Raw genomic sequence first — 24,783 nt, 5'->3', positions numbered from 1 at the left:
TTAGCTTTAGTGAGGAGCGAGGAGCGAGGAGCGAGGGCAAGAAAGGACAAGGAAGACGATTCAATTGACAATCAATTCCCACTTTCGACTTTTGACTTGTGACTTCTGACTTCTTTCCCTCACTCCTCACTCCTAACTCCTCGCCCCTATTTCAAGTCGAACAGAGTTAGCGTAGTCGTACTGAATTGACTTTAGGACTTGCCGAAGTTCATCTCGACTGTGTAGGCGATCTAATCGCTGTCTGACAATACCTTTCTCAATCAAAATCAGTGTGGGTAAGGTTGTGAGTCGATAAGTATTGGATAATCTAAAATTTTCATCAGCATTTACACCCACTATCTTGACGTGCTGACCACCATGCTTGTGAAACTCTGATAGTACAGGTTGGATTAAATGACACAACCCACACCAGGGAGCCCAAAAATTGACCAAAACTGGAACTGAAGATTCTAAAACTTCTTTTGTAAACGTCCGCTCGTTAACTGACAATACCATGTTTCCTCTAGGCGGAATTATCTGAGTTTGCTATCAACTTGGAATTATGCTACATCGATTCGGGATCAATTCAAAAGTGGGAAAGATCGATTTTGTCAGGAAGTCGGGAGTCGGGAGCCGGGAGTCGGGAGTGGTTAGTTATAGTTCCTGACTTTTAATTCCATAGTTTTGACTTCTGATTTCTCCATTACCAGGGAACTTTGGCTGTAGCTTGGATCAGTAGTGGATGCGATCGCCACAATAAAAAGATAAAAATGGCAACACCTATGTATGCAGGGCGGAGAAATTCTTGCCAAGATAATGTTTGCCGTCCCTGCACGATCGCTAGAAAGGGAATGATGGAGGTGCGAGACTTAACTTTTTCAAATGCTTCTGAATAACGTTGACTCAAGCGGCGATCGCCATGCCACACTCCAAAGAGATGATGCAAGACTAAGCCAATGGAAGTGACGAGGGTAAAACTCGTCCCCAACCACAAAGTATGGGCAATACACCATATCAACTGTCCTACCATCTGCGGATGACGGGTGATGCGGATAATTCCCGTTTCGTAGAGGTGGACTTCGGGTTTTTGCACTGCGGCAATTTCCAGTAAGTTAAACGTGGCAGGATAGAGAAAGAGGAAAGAAACAGCCGATAGCACCCAAACAATCTCGCGCACGCCTGGGACAGCTTGCACTTGCCAGAGTTGCGCTCCGTCGTAGCGATGGTTGAAAAAGTAAATTACCAATCCGACAGCTAAAGGTAAGCTGACGCTTACAAATAAGACTCGGTAAAGCCTAGCACCGATCGCTTTTTCTGCCTGCATTCGCAGGGCGGCTAGACCACTATGGGCGATCGCAAATCCTAGTAATAGACCCAGCATGACAAAATGGCTGGGCGTTAACCAACTGTGATTCATTTTAGGGGTAAGGGAGCAGGGGAAAGAGAGAGTCGCCCAGCTGAGGGAGCTGAGGGAGCTGGGAGCTGAGGAGACTAGAAGTAGGGGGAAATAACTTACGACTTACGATTTACGACTTACGACTTACTATTAGTAAATTTTATATATTTTGTTCCTGTAAAGCTCCGATCGCGAATTATTAGGTAACTTTATATATTAATGTGGTGTTATGGTCATTTTCGCAGAATGTTTCCCACTTTGAGCAGATGACACATTCGCGTTCTCTTACTAATCGAGTAGGTTGCCTGAAGTCTCCTTTCGTATTCATGGATATAGCTGTATGTCTGACCTACCTTTCACCTTAGATCAGTTACGCATTCTTAAAGCGATCGCTGCTGAAGGGAGCTTCAAGCGTGCCGCTGACAGTCTTTATGTTTCTCAACCTGCGGTGAGCTTGCAGGTGCAAAATTTAGAGCGGCAATTGGACGTGCCTTTATTCGACCGAGGCGGACGTAGAGCGCAACTGACAGAAGCAGGGTATCTGCTGCTCAATTATGGAGAAAAAATTCTCAGCCTATGTCAAGAAACCTGTCGGGCAATTGAGGATTTGCAAAACCTTCAAGGCGGAACTCTGATTGTCGGTGCTTCTCAAACTACTGGCACGTACCTTTTGCCCCGCATGATCGGCATGTTTCGTCAAAAATATCCTGATGTCGCGGTACAGTTGCACGTCCACTCAACTCGCCGCACTGCTTGGAGCGTGGCAAACGGACAGGTAGACTTAGCGATCATCGGTGGAGAAATTCCCTCGGAGCTACACGAATCTTTACAGATCGCTCCCTACGCCGAAGACGAGCTAGCCCTAATCTTACCAGTGCTGCACCCCTTAGCAAAAGCCGAGAAAATCTATAAAGACGACCTCTATAAACTTCAGTTCATCGCTCTCGACTCCCAATCGACCATTCGCAAAGTCATTGACTCCGTATTAACTCGCTGCGAGATCGATACGCGACGGCTCAAAATTGAAATGGAACTCAATTCAATTGAGGCAATTAAAAACGCCGTGCAGTCGGGGTTGGGAGCGGCTTTTGTTTCCGTTTCCGCGATCGCCAAAGAGCTACAAATGGGTATCTTGCACCGCTCTGCAATTGAGGGGGTCGTGGTGCGACGGACACTAGCAGCAATCTTAAACCCCAACCGTTACCGCTCGAAAGCTGCCGATGCGTTTATCCGCGAGATTTTACCTCAATTTACAACTCCTGGTTGGGGCAAGGAATTGTTAGAGTCGCCACGAGTTGCCAAGGAAACTATAGAAGTCGTCGCGCCAGAGGTCGAGGAAGTAAATTGAGTTGTTTGAGCTAGACAGCTAAATTAAAAGCTATAGGAGTGGCTAGTGGTTAGTGGCTAGCGGCTAGAAAACACCAGTCACTAGTCACCAGTCACTAGCCACCAGCCACTTATCTTTCTAGCCCCTAGCCTTTGCCGTTCATGGAAGTTTTCTGCACTCGTTTAGGCTGTCCCCGTCCGCTCAATCATTTTGCCGATCTCGATAATAGCGCCATTCTCAAAACAACAGAACAAAAATATTGCACCTGTTGCGGTATGCCGCTGATTTTACAGGGGCGCTATCTACCAGTAAAACTACTAGGACAAGGGGGGTTCGGTGCGGCTTTTTTGGCACGCGATCGCTATACGCCTGGGATGCGTCAGTGTGTCGTGAAGCAATTCAAGCCCTCTGGTGACTTGAGCGCTACTCAGCTGATGACTGCCCAAACTCTATTTGAACGGGAAGCAGTCGCCTTAGAGCAACTTGGCGATCGCCACGACCAAATCCCCGATTTGTTGGCTTTTTTTGAATTGAGCGTCCCGAGTTGGCAGCCCAATAAACACGAACGGTTTTTTTATCTCGTTCAAGAGTTTATCGACGGTGAAACTCTAGAAGCAGAACTAGAATCTCAAGGTCGGTTCTCCGAATCGCAGGTCTTGCAACTGCTCTACGCCATTTTACCCGTTTTACAGTTCGTTCACGAGCAAAAAGCGATTCATCGGGATATCAAACCTTCTAATATCATCCGCGATCGCCACGGTAAACTTTACTTACTCGATTTTGGTGCGGTCAAACAAGTGACGAGCCAAGCAGGAGGAGCGCAATCTGCTTCGACCGGAATTTATTCTATGGGTTTTGCTCCTCCAGAACAAGTCTCAGGTGGGGAAGTTTACCCTTCTACGGACTTGTATGCCTTGGCTGTAACCGCAGTCAACCTACTCACTGGCAAAAAACCCACGGATTTATACGATGCCGGTCGCAATCAATGGCATTGGCGAATGCATGTTGAGGTTAGCAATGGGTTGGCTAGCATTCTGACCAAGATGCTATCAGCTCAACCGCAGCAGCGCTACCAGTCAGCCGCCGAAGTCCTTACCGCTCTGCATCAGCTCGATCGCCCCACCCCTACACCACCTACTCCGCCATCGATAACCAGACGACCGAGTTTCCCTCTGTGGGAAGTTTTAGCAGGAGCGGCTTTTAGCGGTTTTGAAGGCGCTTTGCTGGCGATCGCGCTTTCCAGCCTTTTTCCCACTCCCGCTATTGGTTGGGCGATCGCGGCTTTGATTCTGAGCGCTCTAGTTTTTGCCTTATCTCGTCGCTGGATCGAAAAAGTAGATTTATTAATTATTTCAGTAATTTCCTCAGTTACTGTCGTTTTAATTCCCGCCCTGCACGCCAATCTCAACGTTTCTAGCATTTTGGTTCTGGCGATCGGTGGCGGATTAATTGCAGTTGCCCTCACAGCTTTATTTAAAATAATTTATCAACTGCTCGATCGAATTCTGTGACAGTTATCAGTTATCAGTTATCAAGTGACTAGTAGCTAGTGGCGCTTTGGCTAGTGGCTAAAAATGCTCCCTCTGCCCCTCTGCTTCCTTGTCTCCCTTGTCCCCTCACTCCTAACTCCTCACCCCTAGTTCTAATATGTCGCGTAAAAATGAAACAGTGCTGCTGCTACTATCGCTACTAATTACGCTCGGATTAGTAGGGGGAGGAGCTTTACTATTCAGTCATCTTTTTGGGAAATCGTTTGTCGGAATTGGGAATAATTCTAGCTCGTCAACTACAGGTGGTGCTTCTCCGGGTGGAGCGATTAGTTTTGGCAACAAAACATTATTTTCAGGGAAAATTTTACCAGCAAAACAGGCAGGAATAGAGGCGATCGCGGCTCGAAATTGGAGTGTTGCAACTGAGAAATTACAAGCAGCACTAACGCAAAATCGCAACGACCCCGAGACCGTAATTTTCCTCAACAATGCCAAGATTGGCGATCGCAAAAGCTACGCAATTGCTGTTGTCGTTCCCACTGGTACTAGTCCGAATGGGAGTTTGGAAGTTCTACGCGGCGTTGCCCAGGCACAGACAGAAACAAATCAAACTGGGAATATTAATGGTGTTCCCTTGAAAGTAGCGATCGTCAACGACAACAATCAAGAAGACCAAGCTCGACAAGTTGCCTCAACTTTGGTCAACACTCCCGAAATTTTGGCAGTTATCGGTCACTGGGCAAGTCAAGTCACCCTTGCCGTTGAACCTATATATGATGAGGGCAAGTTAGTCGCGATCTCTCCGGTCAGTACTTCTGTTAAGCTTTCCGGCATCAGTCCCTACATTTTTCGTACCGTTCCCAGCGATTATATTGCTGCAAGAGCTTTGGCAAATTACATGCTGACCAATTTACAGCAAAAAAATGCTGCTGTTTTTTTTAATCCCCAAAGTGCTTACAGCCAATCCTTAAAATCTGAGTTTGTCACAGCTGTTTTACTCGGAGGTGGCAAAGTCACATCTGAGTTTGACTTATCAGACCCTAGTTTTAGCCCAGCTAACAGCATTAACCAAGCCATCAAGCAAGGGGCAAAAGTTCTGATGTTAGCACCTAACACTGGGTCTAACACTAGCATTATCGATAAAGCCCTACAGGTCGTGCAAGTCAACCGCAGACGATTGCAACTTCTAGGTGGCGATGCCATTTATAACTCAACCACGCTCGAAGTCGCGGGAGACGCAGCTGTGAATATGGTAGTCGCTATTCCGTGGGATATTGACACCGATCCGAAATCTCAGTTCGTGCGTCAGTCACGACAGTTTTGGGGGGCTGAGGTCAACTGGCGTACCGCTCTTGCCTACAATGCAACCAAGGCTTTAACTGCGGCAATGCAGAAGTCTCCCACTCGCGAAGGGATTCAACAAACTCTGACTAGTACTGATTTTTCCACTCCTGGCGCAGCGAATCCAGTGCAATTTCTTCCTTCTGGGGATAGTAACGCACCAGTGCAGCTGGTACAAGTCGTGCGTCAAGTCAATACAAGTACTGGCTATGATTTCGTACCAGTGCGACAATAGCAACTTGGGTGCAACCAAACTAAACAAACAATGACTTGGGTAGATTTTGCAATTCGCCTGCTACTGGCATTCATCCTCGGTGCGGCAATTGGCAGCGAAAGACAATGGCGGCGAACTCGTTCAGTACTGAAAACAAATGTATTGGTGTCTCTTGGTGCTGCTATGTTCGTCATGCTCTCAGCAATGATTCCTGGCGATGCCAGTCCTACACGTATAGCAGCCCAAGTTGTCTCTGGGATTGGCTTTTTGGGTGGCGGCGTAATTTTGCGGGAAGGAACCAGCGTGCGCGGACTCAATACCGCAGCTACTCTCTGGTGTGCTGCTGCCGTGGGTAGTTTAGTCGGGGCGGGATTGCTATTTCAGGCTTATTTCGGCACTTTAGCAGTGGTAGGAGCAAATCTTCTTTTGCGCCCGATGGTACAGTGGTTTCAACAGTTAGACGAGCAATTGATTACGCATTCAAAAGCAGAAACTCGCTATTGCTGTCGCCTTATTTGTTTAACCGAAGATGAAGTGGCTGTAAGGGCTGTGCTACTGGCACAAACCACACCAGGAAAAATGATATTAAATGAATTATCTAGTAAAAATATTAACAGCAAAGAGCTAGATAACTTTTCTTCAGTAGAAATCAAGGCAGAATATACTTCTAACGGTCGCAACGATCTGCTTATGGAAGAGATTGTCATGCAGTTGCGATCGCAAATAAAAGCGACTGCAATTAAGTGGGAAGTAGTTACAGAAGATACCGATTAAGTAGGAAGCGATCGCCAAACTCTTTACTGTTATAGTTAGGTAAATCTCTTTTACGTATAGGCTCAGACTCAGTAAATTTGCGTAAGTAATTTCACGGTTAAAATCAGCTGCATTATATTTTTTCCGTAAAATTACGGTTGGTACTTAAGTCGTTGTGGCTCTATTTTGTTTGGTTATGGGTCAAATTAAATATTATTTTATCTATATGTTAAAAAAACAAACTCTCAAGCTGTAGCTTTGTTTGTGAGTATTCATCTCGTACTATTATTGCGATCGCCCCCAGTACTGTTGTTAAGGTGCTGTTGCTAAAAAGAATATGATTTAGATCCTTATAGATTCTTCGACATCCGGGCTGTACCAAGTCATGGCGATACAGAAAATATGAGGCTGGGAAGGTTATCTAGAAAAGCCTAATAATACTTGACTTAACTCCTGTTCCAAACTTTATGTTGCAAAGTAAAAAAAACACTGTCCTGGTTCTCTACCTCATCGCCCTCTGCTTGATCGGTCCGCTGATTTTTTGGTTGAGTTATCGCAGTGGTAGAGGAGGGCAACAAGCAACTCAGCCATCTCTCAATGGATTGCTCAATCCGCCCAACCGCAACCCAGCTTTGCAAAAACGAATTAGTTTAGGTAATAAAGTTTTATTTACTGCCGACAATAATCCAGACAAACAAGCAGGAGTACAAGCTTTTGCCGCCGGAGATTTTTCCACGGCAGTCACCAAATTTAATGCGGCTTTGCAGGTGAAGCGCAACGATCCCGAAACTTGGATTTATTTAAATAATGCTTCGGCAGCGGCAATTAGCAATACAGTTAAAATCGGTGTCAGCGTTCCTGTAGGAGGTAACTTAAACGTTGCCAGAGAGATGCTGCGGGGTGTGGCACAGGCACAATACGAGATCAATCACGGTGGCGGGATTGGTGGAAAGCTGGTTCAAGTGCAAGTTGCCAACGACGATAATAACCCCATTGTGGTTAAACAAATTGCGGCTGAATTTGTCAACGATCCAGAGATTTTGGCTGTCATTGGACATAACTCTAGCGATGCGTCCATCGCCGCTGCTCCGATCTATCAAAAAAGCGGTTTGGTGATGATCTCGCCCACCAGCGTAGCGCGAAACTTAGGCGGAGTTGGTAGATTTATCTTTCGGACTACGCCAAATTCAAGGGCGATCGCCGATGCCTTGGCGAGCTACGTAGTGAAAACAGCACGCAAAACCAGAATTGCGATCTGTGCGGATTCTCAGGCAGAAGCAAGTCGCTCCTTTCAAGAGGAGTTCACTTCTAGCGTGTTTGAAAATGGTGGTTATATCACCAGTACCCCCTGCGATTTTGCTGCTGCTAATTTTAACCCTAGCGAAATTCCCTCTCAAGCAGTCAGCGATGGAGCAGAAGCTTTGCTGCTAGCACCAGATGTGAATAGAATGGGTCGTGCAGTGGAAGTAGCGCAAGCAAATCGCAGTCGATTGACTTTGTTCGGCAGCCACACAATGTATACGTACGACACGTTGCAGCAAGGACAAGCCGATGTTAATACTATGGTGCTTTCTGTCCCTTGGCATCCTTCTGCTTTCCCCAATAGTTCTTTTATTGCCAATGCTAAGCGGTTTTGGGGTGGGGCTGGTAATTGGCGAACTGCATTGACTTACGATGCAACAATTGCTGTTTTCACGGGTTTAAAAGCGAGTACGAATCGCGAACAACTACAGAAGGCTTTATCCAATTCTGGTTTTATGTTTAAAGGGGCAACTGGGATAGTCAAGTTTTTACCATCAGGCGATCGCCAAGAATCAGGAACTCTAGTCAGAGTTCAGCCTGGTAGATACTCCGGTACGGGTTACGATTTTACTCCCCTACCTAGTTCAGTTGATACGAGCCTGCGTTGATCGAGAAACGACGCAGAAAAGTTCTATGCAGAATCTCTATTATCTAAATAAATACAACCATAGAGGGAGTACCAGTGGTAGCAAAACCGTACTGAGAACGATCGTACTGGCAGCTAGCGAACGATTGAGGTTGTATTCTTCTGCTAAAATCGCATTGGCGAAAGCACTCGGCATTCCAGACATTAAGACTAAAGCTAAGCGTGCTTCGTGAGGAAATCCTAAGAATGTTATCGCCATTCCTGCCAAAATGGGCAAAACAAATGTTTTGATCGTACTGGGAATAATCGCCGCGCGTAGATTTTGAATTCCTTGAAGCCGTGATAATTGCATCCCAATCAATAAGAAAGCTCCAGGTATGACTAAATAGACTATTGCCTGAAGTAAGGGATCGATGAAACTGACAATTTGCCAAGGTTTACTGTAGTAACCCAGCGCAAACGCCCATAAAGCAGGAACGCGCAAAATGTCTCGCCATGCAGCTTTCCATTTATGATTTGCTGTAGTTTGCCCAAAATAACTTGCTAAAAATACTCCCAGTCCGTAACTACCAATTAGATTGTGCGTTACGCCATACAACACTACCCAAACTAAATAGTCTTGACTGACAAAAGCTGGAACGATCGCTAACCCGATGAAGCCAGTATTGCCCAAAATTGAAGCGAGGACAAAACTGCCTCGTTCGGCGCGATCGCTAGGATAGAAACTATCGGACAATTGTTTTACCCATGAAACCGAGCGGTACTGAGTCAGTTGTTTGAGTAGCTGCAAACTGACATAAGCTAAGCCCAAACCTAACAGCAATATTGCAATTGTCAAGATTGGGGGCAACCAAATCGATTGCGATAAATTTGACTTGCGCGTCAGGACTAAAATTTGCAACGGTACGCCCAGCCAATAAAGAAGGCGACCTAGCAAATTCGGAACGGAACGAGGAATTATTTCTCTTCGGAATAAGAATGCACCCAGACTCGTACAAAAAACGCTTGCTGTAATTTCTATCATCAGTTTCGTTCTATCTCAACAGCACCCATGAACTAACAATTCCAACTTCAGAGTTTCAAGTTAAATCGCGATCGCTTGGTTTAGTTTCGCTACTATTACGTAACAATTTAAACTTCGATCGCGTAACAATTAAAATTAACCCAACGAACAAATCTGCCTTTGGATCGAGCCATAATTTATAGCATTACTAGCAGTTCTACGCGGATACACAGAAAATAAGAAGCTAATCTTCGGATTCTACTCAACTGTGTAGCAAACATGCTGCAACCAAAGTTACAGTAAAATTACAATAAATCTTAAAGCTATTCCATAACACTAAGAGTAATTAAAATCTTGATGAATAAAATTAAAACACAAGATTAACTCTCTTAAAATAAAATTTTTGAACCCCATCAACTCAAAAAAGAACACTTCGACCGACTCTGAAATTTTTTATCAGCTTTTAACTACAGTAATTAAATATAGTTATACAGCGATGAATATTTTAGCGAACTATAGGACTCAGATTGAATTTTTGAAATCTACGTAGGATGCATTATGCGATCGTGCTAACGCATCACTCTCAGTTTTTGGTGCGTGACACACTTGCGTAATATACCCTACCCATACTAGCGATCGCTGTAAATATTTTTTGAAAAAATTAATTTATCCATTTAATTTATTTGATTAGTCCTAGCGTTATTGCGAGCGTAGTTTGCTCTAAGTTGCAAGTATAAAATGGTACTTTTCTGTCGGTCGTATGCAGTTAGAGCAATTTCAAAATGCGCTTCCTTCATAATTGTTTATATTCCGTATCAGTTAACACAATTTATAGTAGTGCGATCGCAATATCACAGAATTAATCTAAGTTTTTGCAATTCATTATTTAGCGATCGAAGTATGAAAGACATTAGTAAAACTGCGGCAAAACCAAATACAAATTCTAGCTCTATGACAAAACTTACCAAAGCTATGTCTACCTTTGAATTGACTAGCAAACAACAACAATTTCAGCAGTATCAACAGCAACTAGAACAACAGCAACAGCAATTAATCATTCAGCAGCAACAACTAGAGCAACTCACAGCCGAACTAGCTGCTTTGAAAAAAAATCGTCCCCAGTCTACATGGAACTTTCAATTTAAATCGGCTCGATTCAAAAACTTCTTAGCTAAAATTCACGGCAGCTCTAAATATCAACCCCGCTTTCCTTTAAAACAAATTGTTTTTTCTTACATGGGTAGCTTTATTGGCATTGCCGCGCTAGCTTACATCAGCGTTAGTACGCATTATCCTCTAATCGCAGCTCCATTTGGAGCGGCTGCTGTTTTATTATTTGCTGCACCCGATAGTCCTCTAGCGCAGCCACGCAACTGTATTGTAGGCAATTTTCTCGGCGGATTAGTCAGCTTAATTATGGTACATTTATTCGGCTCAGAGCCTTGGGTAATGGCTTTAGCTGTGGCTACAGCCATCAAAGTCATGCAACTGACAAAAACTCTACATCCACCAGGAGGAGCAGTTGCTTTAGTAGGAGTGATGAGCCGTGCTGAATGGAGTTTTCTGTTTACACCAGTACTGGCAGGTTCAATTGTTTTAGTCTTTTGTACTTTCGTCTTTAACAATCTCATGCCAGGTAGGACTTATCCAAAACACTGGCTGTAATCTGTAGAAGGAGACAGGAGACAGGAGACAGAAGTAAGAAAAGTAGCTGTGGAACAAGCGTCAATCGATGCTACATATGCAGAAACTTTTCTTATGAACAGCTTGGTTCTTTTAGTAAAATAATCTAATATCCACTTCTGACTCTTCTTTATTAAAAAAGCTTACGATTCAGGAAACTAATTATGAGTCAGATATATCCAAAAAGAAAACGAGCCACTATAGTAATTTTAGCTACGATTTTTGCTGCGGGGATAGTCACAACAACTCCTGCAACAAATTTAGAATTATTCAAGCAAATATTTTTGACGGTTGCTGATGTTGCTATGTGTACTGTGGTGTGGGACATATACTTTGATGAGGAGCTAGCAACCAAAGATACTAAATCTATACTTTTAGAATTGGGACTGATTAGTATAATTTGTGCCGTTACTGCATTCATTACTGCGAAAGCAGTTTTAGCTTTACTAGGAAGATTAGTTATATTAGTGGGAGCATTTGGCTGGGTTATGGCGGGTATAGTTGCTAGCATAACTACAGCTATTTTAGGTATAGCTTGGTTATTTTACTGCGACGATCTTTACAGACACTCTAATCACTAGGTTAAATAAGTCGTAATTCGTAATTCGTAAGTCGTAAGTAAGAAACTCTTACCCTTACCCCTATTCTCATGACCAACGAGCGTGACTTTGTATAGTTGTGTGTATATTATTTGTGCTAAAAGCCGCTAAATATATAATAGTCATTCATCATAACAAGATTAAGGTTAGGTTATGATAAAACAGTCATAAGAATTCAATTCATAGGATTACTGAGAGCAAAACACTCAACCGAATTACTCGATTTCATCATAGGGCGATCGCTTGAATTAGAGGCGATCTCACAGGGATGCAACACTGCTTTGCTGCGTGGATAATCTGTACGCAAGCAAGTATATGTTGCACTTATTACAGCACTTATTATTCTGTTATGTCGTCGCAAAAAAATGAAACAGCTGTTCTCGTTCTGACTCTGTTGATAATAGCTGGGGGTTTAGCTGGCGGTTTTTGGTGGCTGACGAAAAATTCTAGCACTAGTGTCGAACTCAGCGATCCTCAGCCAAGATCTACTTCCACCCCCAACACATCCGATATAACTTCAGATCCAGAATCGAGTGGCTCAAGTTTTAGCGGTGTTTCAGGCATTCCTAAAGGGTTATTCAGCTATGGTGGTAGTACTTCTTGGGCAGCAATTCGACAAGCGATCGATCCGCAAATTAGAGCAGCTTATCCAGAATTTCAGTTACGGTTTGTAGAACCGACAAATGCTTCCCCAGGAACCAGTATTGGTATTCGGATGCTGATTGAAGGTAGGCTTACCTTTGCTCAGTCGTCTCGACCCTTACAAGATCGAGAGGTGTCTCGCGCTCAGCAAAGAGGATTTAATTTAAAAGAAATTCCGGTAGCAATTGATGGTTTAGCGATCGCAGTTCACCCCAGCCTAAATATACCAGGACTAACCTTGGCACAACTGAAAGCAATTTACACTGGGAAGGCAAATAACTGGAAACAACTCGGTGGTCCTAACCTGCCGATTCAACCTTATTCCCGTCCGATGAGCGAGGGTGGTACGGTCGAGCTTTTCATACAGGATGTTCTAGCAGGTCAAGCATTAGCTGCCAATGTCGAATTGGTTGGTACGACAACTCAAGCTTTACAAAAGCTAGCTAGTAACCGTGGCGGAATTTACTACGCCTCGGCTCCAGAAATCGTACCTCAGTGTAGGATTAGACCCTTACCGCTAGGTCGTCAGCCAGGGCAATTTACTCCTCCCTACCAAGAACCTTTGGCAACGGCAAATAACTGTCCTCAGCGGCGCAATCAGCTCAACACAGATGCTTTTCAAACCGGACAATACCCTCTGACACGCAACTTGTACGTTGTCGTCAAGCAGGATGACGATTTAGCACAGCAAGCAGGAGAAGCTTATGCTAAGTTACTGCTGACGCAGCAAGGACAGTCGGCGATCGCCAATGCTGGATTTGTGCGAATGCGATAATGAGGGGTTAGGAGTTAGGAGTGAGGGAAAGAGAGACAAATGGCAGGAAAGGCTTTAGTTTCTCAATCACAGCTCTTGTGATATTCAATACCCTCGCTCCTCGCTCCTCACTCCTCTGTAACTAACTCGCTCGATTGATCGAATCGGCTGGCAAACAGATGAGATTATCTTCTTGAGCGATGAGTAAACCGCGTTGGCGTAGCTTACCCATCAAACGAGTCACGGTTACTCGCGTCGAACCGATCGCACTACCAATTTGGGCGTGCGTCAGTGTAAACGGTAGAGAGTATCCGCGCAGAAGATCGGGATCTTCTTCACTTGTCGCTGGTTGCCCATATTCTTCTACCAGCAGGGTTAAGAATCCCAAGAGACGATCGATCGTCCGTCGCTGTCCTAAAGCACTCAGCCACAGTAACTTGCGCTGATGTTGGTAGCGAAATGCATCGAGAACTTCCCGCCGAAAGTGGGGCCAGTTATCCAAGTCATGCCAGTACATCCATACTACTAAAGTAGGTTCTACATGGGCATAAGCTTGAAGCGTAAACGGAGATTGGGCAACAATTTCAAACGGCTGTCCAGCGCCAACAAAGCCTAAAAAAGCTTCTTCAGGTGTTCTGTTGATGCGCCGAGATGATAGCTGACTAGTTGCGCTAACTTGAGCTGTACCTACAAGTCGCACAGCACCTCTTTGAACGAGATAGAGCAGTCCAGGTCGAGCCGGAATGCGTTCGTCTTTACTGAAAGAGCGAACGCGATAGTGTTCCTGCGCCCAGTCAAGAATCCGTTGCCAGGTTAAAAATGGTCTTTGCGACTCTGGAGAAGCGGATGGGGAATGCATAATTTGCAACAGTTGGCGATAGACGAAACGTCACTGTAAAGCTCAGCCATTGCCAAATTGGTTGGCAAGCGAACTTTACTCCTCAAACCAGTAATAGCAATCGTAGCTAAGCGAACTTAGCTATACATTCTTGCAACACAATCCTAGTATTCTAAATCACTCAATTACTTAATCAATTCTCCTACTTTCTAGTTTTTTATCCGTATAGTTCATATTTAAAACAACAGATAAGTGTAAACAATCAAACCAGGGAATTGCAAGTAACAGCTGTACAAATGATTGTAGTTGAGCTAGGGAAAATTGTGACAAGAGATTGTCAACAACATGGGACTAAGTTTTTTTGTACCGTAAATCTACTGAAATCGCCAGATTTTTTCAGCGAAAGCCGATAAATTTTTCAGTACAATCGCGGATGAACGAACGCTCTAGCAATAGTAAGTTTCGCTAGAGTATAGTATTCTCAAGCAACTATTCAAAAAATAGGGGTTAACTAATTGGTTTACATGAAACCTCGGTAGATCCCCCAGGTAGGGATAGAGGTTTTAACTATAAATTAAAAGTGGATCGTCAGTCACCTCCAGCAGCCGAGTTAACACCTACGCGAGCGCTGTTACAGTGCATACAAGCAGCACTAAGTTTGTATATATTAGACACTCCGTCCTTAACAGATCGCAAAAGTTATATTCCTTTACAGTTATCTAAGCAGCGTCCCGGTGTTTACAGGTGCGCGGTCGCGTTCAAATTAAGTCAACTTGTCAACTCCCCAACTATAGAAGTTGCCCAATCTATATCGCAGCTAATTGCCCAACAAAACCATCAACAAAACTTGATTTTTCAAGTCGTTCCCCCAGGGTGGATCGACTTAGAATTAACTCAACCCAGTCTGGCTGCTTGGTTGCAACACTGGATTGAGACACTACCCAGTTTAGGGAGTAGGGAGCAGGGAGCAGGGAGCAGGGGGGAGAAGAGAGCTGAGGTAGCTGTAGGGCGTAGACACCCGAAGGGTGGCTTCTCGGAGAATAGCCCTTCTCGAAGAATGGGAGCTGAGGGAGCAAAAAACAACTACCAACTACCAACTACCAACTACCAACTACCAACTACCAATTCCCTATTTCCCATTCAGTACGCTCATGCTCGATGTTGTTCTCTATTACACATGGCTCATCGGGAGAAAATAATTACAATTACGTCAAGAAACTCTGACATTAATTCTTCATGCCTACAGGTTATATCACCTCAACCTATTCCTTGGTTGAGTGACGCAAAAATTTGTTTGCAACACCCATCCGAGTTAAATCTACTCCTCGAATCGATCGCAGTATTAGACGATCTTTATTGCCCCAATCCTACTCGCAAGTCTTTAAATTGGTTAAAAATAGCTCTGAATCTGAGTCAAGCTTTTCAAACTTTTTATAGTCAATGTCGCATTTGGGGAGAGGTCAAAAATCAAAATCTCAACTTAGCACAAGGGCGACTTGGCTTAGTGGCGATCGCTCAATCTCTATTTAGAATACTCTTAGTAGAAGTATTAAATAGTTGCGCACCCTTAGAACTTTGAACTAGCAAACAGTATAAAACTGGTAACAGGTCACTGGTCACTGGTCACTGTAAAAGGCATCTTGCTCTATAGGCAAATCTTATCTGTCTTTAGGTAGAAATTAGCGTTCAAGGGGGTGACAAATCAAAAACATTACTCTACTATAAGGGTGTGTGAGGAGCGAACCAGTCAGGACACCAAGACGAAACACGGACAGTCGTTGGTGTCCTTTCTGATTTTTGGTCATTCGTCGTTAGTAGAACACTCACAAATGACAACTGACAAATGACTGATTTAAAGTAAGAATTTTTCAATTGCAACTGCAACTCCGTTTTGCTCGACGCTAGGCGCTACCCACTGAGCGATCGCCTGTACGTCAGCTGGAGCGTTACCCATTGCTACACCGATCCCTGCATACTCTAACATCTCTACATCGTTAAAGTTATCACCAATCGCCATCACGTTAGCAGCAGCGATCCCCAGGAGTTCTTCAGCTAAGTAACGCACGCCTACACCTTTATTGATTGAAGGGTTAGTTGCTTCAAAGAAGGTAGCAACGGATTTAGTCAGGTATAGTTCAGCGGGGGTATATTGCTGACGCAGGCTGCTGAGTAAGCGATCGATGATTTCGGTGTCGTCGCACAGAGCCAATACTTTCGTTGGTTCTGTGGTTAAAGCTTGGCGTAAATCTCCCACCGCGATCGCCTCAATCCCAGAGCGTTCGGAGTAAAGTCGGGTTTCAGAAGTCAGTTCGCGCACGTAGAGGCGATCGTTGATATAGAAATGAACCGAAAGCAGCGATCGCAATTCAGGTTGCTCGAAGTAATCTAACAGTTGAATTGCTGTTTGCTTGGCAACAGTCCAATGACGGTGCATTTTCTGGGTAGCTGGATCTTGAATCCAAGCACCTTGATAGGCAAGTAAGGGCAAAGTCGAACCTATCTCATGATGGAAACGCAAAGCAGAACGATACATTCGTCCTGTTGCTACAGCCACTTGTATGCCTTTTGCCCGCACCGCTTGAATCGCTTTTTTAACTTTGGTATTAATTTGATTTGACTTACCCGCGATCGTCCCATCAATATCGAGGACGAGTAATTTAATTTCTTGGTTCATAACGGGGAGTCAGTTATCAGTTATCAGTTATCAGTTATCAGGAAACCGTAGAGGCAGGTTTAGCCCAAGATTCACCACTGCCAACAAGCTATCTTCAGTCAAAACCCGCCCCTACAGAAGTAATTCCGAATTCCGAATTCTCCCTTGCCCTTTCTAGGGCGTAGCTGGAGTCGGCGTATCTGATGCAGGTGCATCTGGTGTGGGAGCAGTTTGTTCGGGTGTTGCAGGTGCAGTCAGAGCCGGAGATGTTACTGGTTGTTGTAATTGACCTTGGGGAATAAAATTAGGTGCAAAATCCAAAGGGCGATCGCCTGCACTAATACAAGTTTCCATTGCTTGGGTAGGAGCTAACTCATTAATTTCTCGCCGCAATCCAACGACACATTCAGCATAACGAATTGGTAACAAACTGCGACCACAAAAATCTAGTACACCTGGTACGGGTTGCCCTTGGCTATTTTCGCTAATGCCAACGACACACCTTGACAACTCTATAGGTCGGCGGGCTTGGGTGCAAGTCGCTAAAGCATCTTGGGCAGAAATTTCCGTCTGCCCCTCAATTCTCGTCACGCAACGAGCGACATCCTTCGGGTAAAGCGCCCCCGCACAGGCTCTCGCTGCTGCTTCGGGTGAAACTCCAGAATTAAGCATTCGCGCCGTACAAGCACGATAACCGTTACGTAAAGAGTCGGTGACAATTTCAGCCCCAGTTGCAGGAAAATTGCTACCGATCCAACCAGCGATCGCCAATGAGCCAGCCACCAAATAAATTGTTTTCCCCATAACACTCCCACCAAGAAATTTGTAAATAACTACAATTTGAGGGTATCAGCTATCAGTTATCAATTATCAGTTATCAGCGACCAGTTGTCAGTGACTAGTGGCTGGTGACTAGTGACTAGATGAAGAATTCTACTACTAGCCACTAACCGCCAGCCACCAACCACTAGCTACTAGCTACTAGCCACTAGCCACTAACCAGGGCTTTTCAGATACCATATTTTAGATTTATAATTGTAGTTTTGGAATAGTTCGCGCAGATTAAGCAGAGGAAGATTGAATGTCCCGCTATCGAGGACCAAGACTAAGAGTTGTTCGTCGCCTGGGCGATCTGCCAGGTTTGACTCGGAAAAATGCCAGACGCTCCTACCCACCTGGACAACACGGACAGGCTCGCAAGAAGCGTTCTGAGTATGCTATCCGTTTGGAAGAAAAGCAAAAGCTCCGCTTTAACTACGGCTTGACTGAAAAGCAGTTACTGCGCTACGTGCGGCGGGCAAGAAGAGTAACTGGCTCTACCGGACAAGTGCTATTGCAACTGTTGGAAATGCGTTTGGATAATACCGTTTTTCGTATGGGTATGGCTCCCACCATCCCAGCAGCGCGGCAGCTAGTCAATCACGGTCACGTTACGGTAAACGGTCGCGAAGTTAATATCGCTAGCTATCAGTGTCGTCCAGGGGAGGTCATTGGTATCAAAAATAAAGCGCAATCGCGGCAGTTAGTAGAAAATAATCTCCAGTATCCTGGTTTAGCAAACCTACCCAGTCACCTTGAATTTGATAAGAATAAGCTGGAAGGTAAAGTGAACAGCGTTATTGAGCGCGAATGGGTTGCTCTGCAAGTGAACGAACTGTTGGTAGTTGAATACTACTCCAGACAGGCTTAATTTCGATGGCTACACTCGTGCGGCTGCGGTGCGCCATTGACAATTTTATGATTAGGTTTTGTAATTGTTAATATCAAGCCCTCCGATTCCGTCAATTGGAGGGCTTGTTGATTTTTGCCCGTTTGATTTTGAGTAGGGGCGCACGGCTGTGCGCCCCTACTTCTACCCACCAATTTGCGACATGGTACGAGCATAAATTCCGGTAGATGTTCCAGATTCTCTTTGTTTGTAGTTAATATCCGATTTCAGGGCAAGTAGTTGGGTAACTCGATCGCGAATTTCGTCAGTAGGAACACCAGCGCGCAGGGCAGATTTAAGGTCAATTTGTCCCATTTCGTTGAGCAGACAGGGACGCAGCCAGCCATCGGCAGACAGACGCATCCGATTGCAGCGATCGCAAAAACATTCTGACATTTGACTGATAAATCCCAGCGTACCTTTTGCCCCAGGAATTTGAAATACATCCGCAGGTCCATTACCCCGCACTTGCGACTCGACTAAGCCGTAAGCCTCGCGGATGCGCTGGCGTAACTCAGCAGAAGCAACCCAACCGCGATCGCCAAACATTTGCGAGTTACCAATGGGCATAAATTCAATAAACCGGACGTGCCAGTAACGAGTTAGGGTAAGGGCGGCTAAATCTAAGACTTCGCAATCATTTACCCCAGGAATCACGACGACATTCAATTTCAAGGGATCGAAACCCACCCGATGCGCGGCTTGAATCCCATCCCAAACTTGCTGCCAGCGAGAACGTCCGCGACTGCCTACAATGCGATCGAACACTTCAGGATCGAGGGAGTCGAGGCTGATGTTGATCCGTCTTAATCCTGCATCGTAGAGATTTTGCGCCTTGTTTGCCAACAAAAATGCGTTTGTTGTCATCGCCAGGTCTTGAGTTTGAGGTAGAGTTGCGATCGCTCGGACAATTTCTACAACCTGCGGATGCAGTAACGGTTCGCCACCAGTCAATCGAAATCGCGTAAACCCTACTGGAATGAATACCTCGCGAATTAAAGTTAGCAATTCCTCAGCCGTTAATAGCTGTTGTCGCAAAATATAATCCAGCTCTGCACCTTCGGGCATACAATACTGACACCGAAAATTACAGCGGTCGATTAAGCTAATTCGGAGGTAATCTACTTTATTCATGCTGTTTAGTCATTGGTCATTGGTCATTGGTCATTGGTCATTGGTCATTAGCAAATAACAACTGACAATGAACAAATGACTTGCAACTAATTACTATTGTGCAGAATTAGTCGCGCTTGTTGCAGGCTCCTCTGTTACTAATTGCGGTTTCCGTAGGTGAAGGCGTAAAACTTGGGTGAGGGACTGGCTGCGCGGTTCGCGGACGAAAATCAAGGGAAATAAAGCAAGTAAACGCACAATAGTAGAAATAATAAACACTCCAGGGAGACCACCGATCGCATCTAAAGTTGTGAGTTGGCTGCCTACCGTTGTCCCCAAAGCACCAAATACCCCAGCAGTGGCAGCAGCGATCGCAAAATAACTGGAAGGATGAGACTTGGGTGCTAATTCCATTTGGATATTGTTACTACACAAGTCAATAGCTGCCCACAGCGAACCTTTAACTAGGTGAATGAGTGGCAACCACAGCCACAGTGATAATAAGTTATTTCCCGTTCCCAGCCAGAATAAAGGTAAAACTCCCACTAAAATCCCTATTATCAACAATAAGGGACGATTCCCCAGGCGATCGGCTAGCTTACCCCAAATAAGCAGCATCACCAAGTTCGTGCCTGCATGGAGACTCGTATATAAAGACACCCAATTGAGGTCTAGTTTTAAATTGTCTAGCAAGTAAAGGTTATAAAACGGCACGATTAAGTTAACCGCAAATGCCCACAAACCGAAGTACAGTAGAAATTTGACGAAATTTAAATCTCGGAACAAGCTAAAAATTGGCGGCGGTTGTATGACTTCTGCTACTGCTAGAGAATGCGATTGTGATGGCGATAATAGCGACGGTGGTGGCAATTGGGGATTGATATCGACCATGAAATTTTGACACGCCAAACTGATGATTCCTGCAATAATGCCCAATCCCAAGACGATACCGTATCCCTGAATCGTATCACCAGGCAGAATCGAAATTGTCAATCCTGCTAGAGGTACGGCGATTAAAGTCGTCAAACTTGCCGCACTATTGCGAAAACCAAAATATCGACCCCGCAAGCGATGGGGGACTAAAGCCGCCATCCAACTCAGCCAAGAGGAAGTACCTAAGCCTGCAAGAATATTGCTAGCGAAAATAGTTGCCAAAGTCAACCTGACTAATTGGTGAGAGTTAGCATTAAACCAACCAATCCAACAAATACCTGCGATGGGAATTAACCATAATAGTCGTGCGGGGATAAAAGTCCACCAACAAAAAAAGTGACGGCTGCTACTTCGTTCGGCTAAGAATGCTCCTAATGGTTGTAGTAAACTCGTCAGCATTGGAATCGAAGAGAGCATCCCAACTTCTAAAGGATTTGCCCCCAACTGAAGCAAAAAGTTAGTTAGTAAAACACCACTGGTAACGCTAGAAAAGATAGCAGCAAAGACACCATCAATAGTAGAAGCCTTGAGGCTAGTCCGAAGGACGGGTTTGGAAATTATCGGCGGCTGGTGGGTGGTTAATTCTGTTGCAGCCGCTAGAGGTTGCGTATTGCTAAGAGCTGACAAGGTTTCTACAAGACTTGAGTAAATAGTGAGTTTATGCGATCGCGCTCTGCCAACTTAACATTTTCCTAAGCCAATAATTAGCGGGTGAAAATAGCCGTTTAGCAGCGTTTCGAGCAGCATAAGCTAGATCGAAAGAGAGAGGCAAGTGTCAGGGGGAAGAAAGATTTTGTCATTTTGTGAGAGCAGTGTTAGCGCGGCAAATGATGTAATATCAAACAAATTGATAAACAAATAATTGCTGGTGAGTATGGGAAAATAAAGAAGTCAAGCATTCTTTTAAGCCCTATGACAGTAGCAGAGTTATTTCCTACTCTGAGAGGTTTAAGCCGCGCAGACAAGCTAAAAGTAATGAAGTTTTTGGTTGCAGAACTTGCTCAAGAAGAGGAACCCACTTTAGAACCAGGAGCTACCTACTCGGTTTGGTCGCCCCTAAACTCACATGAAGCAGCTCACCAACTGGCTCAGCTTTTAGAGTCAGAGCAACCGACGCACAATGCGTAACGCTCAAAGATTCAACTTCGTACAAGGATTTGATGCGTTTGGCGTTCCCGATGCGCTGCCTCAATTACCGCTATCCCTCATGTATCGGGATTCATCCGTAGAGGGTTCAGCTTTATTAGATACAGGTGCGAGTGTCAATGTCTTACCACATAACATCGGGGTTCAGCTTGGTGCAGTCTGGGAAGAACAAACAACTTCTGTAATTTTGGCAGGCAATTTAGCTTCGACAGAGGCACGGGGACTATTAGTTTCCGCTCAGATAGGTGGTTTCGATCCTGTACGATTAGTATTTGCATGGAGTTTGTCTGATAACGTGCCTTTACTATTGGGGCGGATGAATTTTTTCCTAGAATTTGATGTTTGCTTCTACCGTTCCCAACTAGCATTTGAGATACGTCCCAAAGCATGAACTATAAATCATCGAATCGACTGAGCCACAACTGCCAAAAGTTCCTGGTGCGATCGCGATTTATTGATATAGTCAGTTGCCCCTAATTCCATTGCTGCTTTTTGATTTTCAGCGTCGGTGTTAGCAGTCAGTATGAGAAAGGGAATTTGGGCGAAACTGGGGGACTGGCGACAGTAATGGAGTAATTCCAAACCATTCATTTGCGGCATTTCTAAATCGCAGACGATCGCCCCAAAATCGGGATGCGATCGCAGTTGTGTCATTGCCTCGCGACCGTTATCTGCTTGTACCACTTGATATCCAGCCTGTTGTAACGTCAGCGCTAGAGTTTGTCGCCAAGTCAGAGAATCATCGACTAACAAGATTTTGGCTCCCACAGCAGATGATTCTGATTGTAGCTGCGGGATTGAATGCATAGGCGTAACGCTACCAAGTAAACCGCTATCCCGATCGCTCCTCACCTGCCCCATGCCCTGAGTGACTTGTCGCTCTAATACATACTTTGCTAAAGCAGTACTGTCAATCGCGAGGGTAAGTTTGCCATCAGCCAAAATACTCCCACCATAAACATAGCTAGGCGGAACGATCATCGGGTCTAGCGGTCGAATCACCAATTCTTGTTCGCCGATCGCGTGGTCTATTTCTATTGCTATAAGTTGGTCTTGGTAGCGTAGCAATACAATGCGTCCTTGTAGAGTGGTAGGACTATCGGCGGGAGCCGTTAGCGGCGTAAAATAGGGCAAAATTCCTTTCAGGGGTAAAACAGGAATTAACTGTTCTGCATTTGCTTCACCCCATCGCAAAACCTTACCTCCCCGCCAAGGACGCAATTGTTCTGGTTGAGGGAGTAAGATCTGTTCGATCGCGCTACCGAGTAAAGCATAGGTAGTAGAACCAACTTGACAGAGAAATAATTTCGCAATTGTCAAACTTAAAGGAATTTGGAGAATGAAAGTCGTACCGCGTTGGGGTTGAGAATAAACTGAGATCGCCCCTTGGAGGGATTGTAACTGAGCGCGCACCACGTCTAGTCCTACGCCTCGTCCTGAAAGATTATTCACCTGAGCCGCAGTCGAAAAGCCTGGTTCAAAAATAAAATCCATCAGCTGAACTTCGCTGAGACTGTTAGCGTCTACTGGTGAAACTAAACCCATTTCAATCGCTCGTTGGCGAATGCGATCGTAATTAAGCCCTTGTCCGTCATCTTGGATTTCAATTGTTAGGTGACTGCCTTGATGAAAAGCACGAATGGCAATTCGACCCGTTGACGCTTTCCCCAATTGCGATCGCCTAGACTTAGGCTCAATCCCATGATCGAAGGCATTGCGCACCAAATGCAAAAGGGGGTCGTAAAGTTTTTCAGCCACGGCTTTGTCTATCAATACCTCTTTACCGCTGAACTCCAACGCTACAGACTTATCGTGTAGAGTTTCTAGTTGCCTCAAAATTGGAGGCAGGCGATCGAAAACAACGCTGACGGGAATAACTCTCGCCGTCAAAAACTCATCTCGCACGCTATTTAACAAGCGGCTTTGTTTCTCCAACATCTGGCTAGACTGGCGAGCATAGAGATCGATTTCATCCCCAGTTGCTTGCAGTTGCGCTCCATTTGCTAATAAAGATTGCACCAACACGGCAAGTTTACTAGAACGGTCTTTTCCCTGTAAGTCCAAGCGCTGCTTGAGTTCCATCAACATTTGCTGTTGCTGTTGAATTAATTCAAGTAACCCTTGCATCCCGCCTTGTAGTTTTTCATCCTGTAAAGTTTGGCGGTTTTGATTAGTCAGCAATTCGCCAATAGAATAGTTCAGCCGCTCTAAATGCCCGACATTAACTCTGACTGTATCCGACATAGCTGCATCTCTTTTCGCTAAGGATGAAGGCGGCGACACCGCTCGATCGGAGTTAGTATTGGTTGCTGCGGTGGCTGTCTCTGATGGCTCTGCTGCCCCATCGTCTACAGGTTCGGCGATCGTCCAGATTGACTCTAGTAAAGAATCTGCTTCGTCGGGGGTGGTGATTGGTAATTGGTAATTGGTATTTTCTCCCTCAGCTTCCCCAGCTCCCCCAGCTCTCTTCTCTCCCTCAGCTCCCTCAGCTTCCCCAGCTCTCTTTTCCCCTGCTCCCTTTACTAATTCCAACAACTGCGCCGAAGGACTCCCACCTCCGTCGCGATCGCCTGCTAGGATGGATGCTTGCCCTTGTTGAAAGTCTGCTAAGGCTATTTGGGTAATAGTTATCGCTTTGTCGGGATAGCAAGCCAAAGCTGCGATCGCCGCACTCGCGATCGCCTCAAATCCTGGTAAATTTAAAGACTCTGCTAAACCTAAAAAAACTTCAGCTTGAGTTTGTAACGTGGTGGCAATTGTTTCCACTTCCCCACCAGCTAAAGCGCGATCGATCTCTGCCAAGCGTTGAGCTACCCCAACTTCAAAAATAGATTTAGTGACATCAAACCCCAATTCATCTGAGTTAGGAATTTCAACTTCTGGCGCGAAATTAACTCCTAGTTTTGCTTGCAATTCGCTAAAAACTGCGGCAGCGCGATCGAAGACTTCGGCATCATGACTGTGGCTGCCAGTAATTTCTGCCATCAAAGGGGTACGCAGGCAGTCATAAGCTTCAAATAGTAAGGCTTCCGTTTCGCGATCGAGCGTGACTTCCGGTCGGCACAGGTGGCGAAAAATGTCTTCAAAAGAGTGTGCAAGCTGCCTGATACTGTCCAAACCAACACAAGCCGCCGAACCTTTAAGCGTGTGAGTTGCCCGCATTAAAGTATGAACCTTATTCATACTCCACTCGGTTTTCAAATTCAGTAGTTCTTCCTCCAAAATTTGTAGCAATTGTGGTGCTTCTTGGAGAAAGTAAGCATAGCTTTGTTCGTGGAACGAGTCGTTCATATGGTTAGGGAGCAGGGAGCAGGGAGCAGGGA

21 protein-coding genes are annotated in these 24,783 nt (G+C 45.1%); 12 read left to right on the top strand and 9 right to left on the bottom strand.

The features are described 5' to 3' along the window. Positions 1–132: 132 nt before the first annotated feature. Entirely contained in the window at positions 133–495 is a 363-nt protein-coding gene (locus QH73_RS23610) for a thioredoxin family protein (RefSeq protein ID WP_132867505.1), read from the bottom strand. A 187-nt stretch (positions 496–682) separates the two neighbouring features. After that, positions 683–1,396, bottom strand: a complete 714-nt coding sequence (locus tag QH73_RS23605) for an NnrU family protein (protein WP_039713533.1) — start codon at positions 1,394–1,396, stop codon at positions 683–685. 319 nt (positions 1,397–1,715) lie between these two features. Between QH73_RS23605 and QH73_RS23600 the strand changes: the two genes are divergently transcribed. The 5 genes from QH73_RS23600 to QH73_RS23580 all read left to right on the top strand — a co-directional run bounded on the left by QH73_RS23600 (position 1,716) and on the right by QH73_RS23580 (position 8,410). After that, positions 1,716–2,723, top strand: coding sequence for a LysR family transcriptional regulator (locus tag QH73_RS23600; RefSeq protein WP_039713532.1), 1,008 nt, complete (start codon positions 1,716–1,718; stop codon positions 2,721–2,723). Positions 2,724–2,863: 140 nt separating this feature from the next. Then, positions 2,864–4,213: a serine/threonine-protein kinase gene (locus QH73_RS23595; protein WP_039713531.1), complete on the top strand. Its 1,350-nt coding sequence runs from the start codon at positions 2,864–2,866 to the stop codon at positions 4,211–4,213. Between the two features lie 136 nt (positions 4,214–4,349). After that, positions 4,350–5,768, top strand: a complete 1,419-nt coding sequence (locus QH73_RS23590) for an ABC transporter substrate-binding protein (protein ID WP_039713530.1) — start codon at positions 4,350–4,352, stop codon at positions 5,766–5,768. Between the two features lie 30 nt (positions 5,769–5,798). Beyond that, positions 5,799–6,521 carry an MgtC/SapB family protein gene (locus QH73_RS23585; protein ID WP_039713529.1) on the top strand — a complete coding sequence of 241 codons (723 nt, stop codon included), beginning with the start codon at positions 5,799–5,801 and terminating at the stop codon, positions 6,519–6,521. A 446-nt stretch (positions 6,522–6,967) separates the two neighbouring features. Further along, positions 6,968–8,410: an ABC transporter substrate-binding protein gene (locus QH73_RS23580; protein ID WP_039713528.1), complete on the top strand. Its 1,443-nt coding sequence runs from the start codon at positions 6,968–6,970 to the stop codon at positions 8,408–8,410. Between the two features lie 39 nt (positions 8,411–8,449). Here the strand turns inward: QH73_RS23580 and QH73_RS23575 are convergent, their stop codons facing one another. Further along, a complete protein-coding gene (locus tag QH73_RS23575; RefSeq protein WP_039713527.1) occupies positions 8,450–9,412 on the bottom strand; it encodes an AEC family transporter in 963 nt (320 codons plus the stop codon). 879 nt (positions 9,413–10,291) lie between these two features. Between QH73_RS23575 and QH73_RS23570 the strand changes: the two genes are divergently transcribed. The 3 genes from QH73_RS23570 (at position 10,292) to QH73_RS23560 (ending at position 13,090) form a co-directional block, all read left to right on the top strand. Further along, entirely contained in the window at positions 10,292–11,056 is a 765-nt protein-coding gene (locus tag QH73_RS23570) for an HPP family protein (RefSeq protein ID WP_132867504.1), read from the top strand. Positions 11,057–11,238: 182 nt separating this feature from the next. Then, positions 11,239–11,655 (top strand): hypothetical protein, encoded by a 417-nt coding sequence (locus tag QH73_RS23565; RefSeq protein ID WP_039713526.1) that lies wholly within the window; start codon positions 11,239–11,241, stop codon positions 11,653–11,655. A gap of 367 nt (positions 11,656–12,022) precedes the next feature. Then, a complete protein-coding gene (locus QH73_RS23560) occupies positions 12,023–13,090 on the top strand; it encodes a PstS family phosphate ABC transporter substrate-binding protein (protein WP_039713525.1) in 1,068 nt (355 codons plus the stop codon). A 121-nt stretch (positions 13,091–13,211) separates the two neighbouring features. Here the strand turns inward: QH73_RS23560 and QH73_RS23555 are convergent, their stop codons facing one another. Continuing rightward, positions 13,212–13,928 (bottom strand): Crp/Fnr family transcriptional regulator, encoded by a 717-nt coding sequence (locus QH73_RS23555; protein WP_039713524.1) that lies wholly within the window; start codon positions 13,926–13,928, stop codon positions 13,212–13,214. Between the two features lie 559 nt (positions 13,929–14,487). Here QH73_RS23555 and QH73_RS29240 point away from each other — a divergent pair. Next, a complete protein-coding gene (locus QH73_RS29240) occupies positions 14,488–15,486 on the top strand; it encodes a DALR anticodon-binding domain-containing protein (RefSeq protein WP_132867503.1) in 999 nt (332 codons plus the stop codon). A 273-nt stretch (positions 15,487–15,759) separates the two neighbouring features. Here the strand turns inward: QH73_RS29240 and QH73_RS23545 are convergent, their stop codons facing one another. Together QH73_RS23545 and QH73_RS23540 are read right to left on the bottom strand one after the other, a co-directional pair. Next, entirely contained in the window at positions 15,760–16,581 is an 822-nt protein-coding gene (locus QH73_RS23545; protein ID WP_039713522.1) for a Cof-type HAD-IIB family hydrolase, read from the bottom strand. A 153-nt stretch (positions 16,582–16,734) separates the two neighbouring features. Further along, positions 16,735–17,364 (bottom strand): hypothetical protein, encoded by a 630-nt coding sequence (locus QH73_RS23540; protein WP_052289761.1) that lies wholly within the window; start codon positions 17,362–17,364, stop codon positions 16,735–16,737. Between the two features lie 277 nt (positions 17,365–17,641). Between QH73_RS23540 and rpsD the strand changes: the two genes are divergently transcribed. Continuing rightward, positions 17,642–18,250 (top strand): 30S ribosomal protein S4, encoded by a 609-nt coding sequence (gene rpsD, locus QH73_RS23535; RefSeq protein ID WP_039713521.1) that lies wholly within the window; start codon positions 17,642–17,644, stop codon positions 18,248–18,250. Between the two features lie 162 nt (positions 18,251–18,412). Here rpsD and moaA read toward each other — a convergent pair whose 3' ends face one another. Continuing rightward, the gene (gene moaA / locus QH73_RS23530; RefSeq protein WP_039713520.1) at positions 18,413–19,402 is read right to left on the bottom strand and encodes a GTP 3',8-cyclase MoaA; all 990 of its coding nucleotides are present in this window, start codon (positions 19,400–19,402) and stop codon (positions 18,413–18,415) included. 93 nt (positions 19,403–19,495) lie between these two features. Beyond that, complete coding sequence (locus tag QH73_RS23525) at positions 19,496–20,941, bottom strand: MFS transporter (protein ID WP_039713519.1); 1,446 nt, start codon at positions 20,939–20,941, stop codon at positions 19,496–19,498. Positions 20,942–21,226: 285 nt separating this feature from the next. Here QH73_RS23525 and QH73_RS23520 point away from each other — a divergent pair, with 285 nt between their 5' ends. Further along, complete coding sequence (locus tag QH73_RS23520; RefSeq protein ID WP_039713518.1) at positions 21,227–21,442, top strand: hypothetical protein; 216 nt, start codon at positions 21,227–21,229, stop codon at positions 21,440–21,442. Next, entirely contained in the window at positions 21,435–21,851 is a 417-nt protein-coding gene (locus QH73_RS23515) for an aspartyl protease family protein (RefSeq protein ID WP_039713517.1), read from the top strand. The genes QH73_RS23520 and QH73_RS23515 overlap by 8 nt, the downstream gene beginning before the upstream one ends. An 8-nt stretch (positions 21,852–21,859) precedes the next feature. Here QH73_RS23515 and QH73_RS23510 read toward each other — a convergent pair whose 3' ends face one another. Further along, positions 21,860–24,751, bottom strand: coding sequence for a hybrid sensor histidine kinase/response regulator (locus tag QH73_RS23510; protein ID WP_039713516.1), 2,892 nt, complete (start codon positions 24,749–24,751; stop codon positions 21,860–21,862). Positions 24,752–24,783: the final 32 nt, after the last annotated feature.

Source organism: Scytonema millei VB511283 (genome assembly GCF_000817735.3).
GTDB lineage: Bacteria > Cyanobacteriota > Cyanobacteriia > Cyanobacteriales > Chroococcidiopsidaceae > Chroococcidiopsis > Chroococcidiopsis millei_B.
Note: the sequence above shows the minus strand (reverse complement) of the source record. Positions and strands in the feature narration are given on the sequence as shown.

Excerpts from the sequence above, each read along its gene's own strand:
- QH73_RS23610 (WP_132867505.1), bottom strand. The coding sequence starts at position 495 with ATGGTATTGTCAGTTAACGAGCGGACGTTTACAAAAGAAGTTTTAGAA.
- QH73_RS23605 (WP_039713533.1), bottom strand. The coding sequence starts at position 1,396 with ATGAATCACAGTTGGTTAACGCCCAGCCATTTTGTCATGCTGGGTCTA.
- QH73_RS23600 (WP_039713532.1), top strand. The coding sequence starts at position 1,716 with ATGTCTGACCTACCTTTCACCTTAGATCAGTTACGCATTCTTAAAGCG.
- QH73_RS23595 (WP_039713531.1), top strand. The coding sequence starts at position 2,864 with ATGGAAGTTTTCTGCACTCGTTTAGGCTGTCCCCGTCCGCTCAATCAT.
- QH73_RS23590 (WP_039713530.1), top strand. The coding sequence starts at position 4,350 with ATGTCGCGTAAAAATGAAACAGTGCTGCTGCTACTATCGCTACTAATT.
- QH73_RS23585 (WP_039713529.1), top strand. The coding sequence starts at position 5,799 with ATGACTTGGGTAGATTTTGCAATTCGCCTGCTACTGGCATTCATCCTC.
- QH73_RS23580 (WP_039713528.1), top strand. The coding sequence starts at position 6,968 with ATGTTGCAAAGTAAAAAAAACACTGTCCTGGTTCTCTACCTCATCGCC.
- QH73_RS23575 (WP_039713527.1), bottom strand. The coding sequence starts at position 9,412 with ATGATAGAAATTACAGCAAGCGTTTTTTGTACGAGTCTGGGTGCATTC.
- QH73_RS23570 (WP_132867504.1), top strand. The coding sequence starts at position 10,292 with ATGAAAGACATTAGTAAAACTGCGGCAAAACCAAATACAAATTCTAGC.
- QH73_RS23565 (WP_039713526.1), top strand. The coding sequence starts at position 11,239 with ATGAGTCAGATATATCCAAAAAGAAAACGAGCCACTATAGTAATTTTA.
- QH73_RS23560 (WP_039713525.1), top strand. The coding sequence starts at position 12,023 with ATGTCGTCGCAAAAAAATGAAACAGCTGTTCTCGTTCTGACTCTGTTG.
- QH73_RS23555 (WP_039713524.1), bottom strand. The coding sequence starts at position 13,928 with ATGCATTCCCCATCCGCTTCTCCAGAGTCGCAAAGACCATTTTTAACC.
- QH73_RS23545 (WP_039713522.1), bottom strand. The coding sequence starts at position 16,581 with ATGAACCAAGAAATTAAATTACTCGTCCTCGATATTGATGGGACGATC.
- QH73_RS23540 (WP_052289761.1), bottom strand. The coding sequence starts at position 17,364 with ATGGGGAAAACAATTTATTTGGTGGCTGGCTCATTGGCGATCGCTGGT.
- rpsD (WP_039713521.1), top strand. The coding sequence starts at position 17,642 with ATGTCCCGCTATCGAGGACCAAGACTAAGAGTTGTTCGTCGCCTGGGC.
- moaA (WP_039713520.1), bottom strand. The coding sequence starts at position 19,402 with ATGAATAAAGTAGATTACCTCCGAATTAGCTTAATCGACCGCTGTAAT.
- QH73_RS23520 (WP_039713518.1), top strand. The coding sequence starts at position 21,227 with ATGACAGTAGCAGAGTTATTTCCTACTCTGAGAGGTTTAAGCCGCGCA.
- QH73_RS23515 (WP_039713517.1), top strand. The coding sequence starts at position 21,435 with ATGCGTAACGCTCAAAGATTCAACTTCGTACAAGGATTTGATGCGTTT.
- QH73_RS23510 (WP_039713516.1), bottom strand. The coding sequence starts at position 24,751 with ATGAACGACTCGTTCCACGAACAAAGCTATGCTTACTTTCTCCAAGAA.